This window comes from Phytoactinopolyspora endophytica (genome assembly GCF_004138495.1).
Taxonomy (GTDB): domain Bacteria; phylum Actinomycetota; class Actinomycetes; order Jiangellales; family Jiangellaceae; genus Phytoactinopolyspora; species Phytoactinopolyspora endophytica.
Map to the genome: position 1 here is coordinate 191,087 of NZ_ML142852.1, position 2,568 is coordinate 193,654.

At 65.1% G+C, this 2,568-nt stretch carries 1 protein-coding gene; it reads right to left on the reverse strand.

Annotated elements, in window-relative coordinates; translation table 11 throughout:
- Positions 1–2,568, reverse strand: a 2,568-nt coding sequence (gene rpoC / locus ELR45_RS40650; protein ID WP_240759462.1) for a DNA-directed RNA polymerase subunit beta', incomplete at both ends; no start/stop codon positions are given.

Sequence of the window (2,568 nt, forward strand, 5' to 3'; positions counted from 1 at the left end):
TGATCGCGAACGACTGCTCGTCGCTGCCGTCATCGGGGACGATGACGACTCGAGCGCCCTTGCCGTCTTCTTCGATACGAACCCGTCCGGACACTTCGGCGATCGCCGCCTTGCCCTTCGGCGCACGGGCCTCGAACAACTCGACGACACGCGGCAGACCGTGAGTGATGTCCTCACCCGCGACGCCACCTGTGTGGAACGTCCGCATGGTCAGCTGTGTGCCCGGCTCGCCGATGGACTGCGCGGCGATGATGCCGACAGCCTCACCGACGTCGACCAGCTTGCCCGTGGCGAGCGACCGGCCGTAGCACTTCGCGCATACACCGGTCTTGCTTTCACACGTCAGAACGCTTCGGACGCGAACCTGCTCCACGCCTCCGGCCACGAGCCTGGCGATCTCAACATCGCCGAGGTCGTCTCCCGGTCCGGCCAGCTCGGTGCCGTCCGGACCGACCACCTTCTCAGCTGCGTTCCGCGCGTACACCGATGTCTCGGCGAGCTCTTCGACCACCAGGTTCCCGTTCGCGTCGCGAGAGGCGATCGGGAGCATCAGGCCACGCTCGGTGCCACAGTCGACCTCACGGATGATGACGTCCTGCGAAACGTCCACCAGACGCCGGGTCAGGTAGCCGGAGTCGGCAGTACGCAGCGCAGTGTCCGCCAGACCCTTACGAGCGCCGTGCGTGGAGATGAAGAACTCCAGCACCGTCAGGCCGTCACGGAAGCTCGACTTGATCGGCCGTGGGATGGTCTCGCCCTTCGGGTTCGCCACCAGACCACGCATACCCGACAACTGCCGGATCTGCATCCAGTTACCCCGGGCCCCGGAGTTGACCATCTGGTAGATCGAGTTGTCCGGGGTGAACGCGTTCCGCATCGCCTCGTCGACCGCGTTCGTCGCGTCCGTCCAGATGTCGATGAGCTCCTCGCGGCGCTCGCCGTCGGAGATGACACCACGGTTGAAGTTCCGCTCGACCTTCACAGCCTTGCCCTCGAACTCTTCGAGGATCTGCTGCTTGGTCGCCGGCGGCACGACATCCTCCACGGACACTGTGACACCCGACCGGGTGGCCCAGTAGAAACCGAGGTCCTTCAGCGCGTCCATCGTGGTGCCGACCTGGACCTTCTGGTACCGCTCGGCCAGGTCGTTCACGATGTCGCCGAGGCTGCTCTTGTCGATCTCCTCGTCGATGTACGGGTAATCGACAGGGAGTGTCTCGTTGAACAGCGCCCGGCCGAGGGTCGTGGTCAGCGTGAGAGGCTGACCGGGTTCCCAGCCCTCCGGCGCCTCCCGGCCGACCGGCGGAACGGTGTCGTTCAGCCGGATCTGGATCTGGCTCTGCAGCTTCAGCTCGCCCTTGTCGAATGCGTTGATCGCCTCCGCCACGGACGAGAACGCCCGGCCTTCGCCTTCGCGCCCCTCGACGTGGCTGGTCAGGAAGTAGATGCCCAGCACCATGTCCTGTGTGGGCATGGTCACCGGCCGGCCGTCGGCCGGCTTGAGGATGTTGTTGCTGGAGAGCATCAGCACCCGCGCCTCGGCCTGTGCCTCAGCCGACAGCGGGAGGTGAACCGCCATCTGGTCACCGTCGAAGTCGGCGTTGAACGCCGTGCATACGAGCGGGTGGATCTGGATGGCCTTACCTTCCACCAGCTGCGGCTCGAACGCCTGGATACCCAGACGGTGCAGCGTCGGCGCTCGGTTGAGCAGCACCGGGTGTTCGGCGATGACCTCTTCCAGAACGTCCCACACCACGGGCCGGGCACGTTCGACCATCCGCTTCGCGCTCTTGATGTTCTGCGCGTGTGACAGGTCGACGAGCCGCTTCATGACGAACGGCTTGAACAGCTCGATCGCCATACCCTTGGGCAGGCCACACTGGTGCAGCTTCAGCTGGGGCCCGACGACGATCACCGATCGGCCCGAGTAGTCGACTCGCTTACCGAGCAGGTTCTGCCGGAAGCGGCCCTGCTTCCCCTTGAGCATGTCGGAGATCGACTTCAACGGCCGGTTGCCCGGACCGGTGACCGGCCGGCCGCGACGTCCGTTGTCGAACAGCGCGTCGACGGACTCCTGCAGCATCCGCTTCTCGTTGTTGACGATGATCTCCGGCGCCCCGAGATCGAGTAGCCGCTTGAGCCGGTTGTTCCGGTTGATCACCCGGCGGTAGAGGTCGTTCAGGTCGCTGGTGGCGAAACGGCCGCCATCCAGCTGCACCATGGGCCTCAGGTCCGGGGGCATCACCGGGACGGCGTCGAGCACCATCCCGCGTGGATCGTTGCGGGTCGTGAGGAACGGAGATACAACCTTCAGCCGCTTCAGGGCACGTGTCTTCTTCTGTCCCTTACCGGAACGGATGACATCGCGCAGCTTCTCCGCTTCGACATCGAGGTCGAAGTTCTCCAGCCGCTCCTTGATCGCCTGTGCACCCATGCCACCACGGAAGTAGGCGCCGAACCGGTCGCGCATCTCGCGGTAGAGCATCTCGTCGCCCTCAAGGTCCTGAACCTTGAGGTTCCGGAACCGGTCCCAGACCGCATTGAGCCGGTCGATCTCGGCGTCCGCCC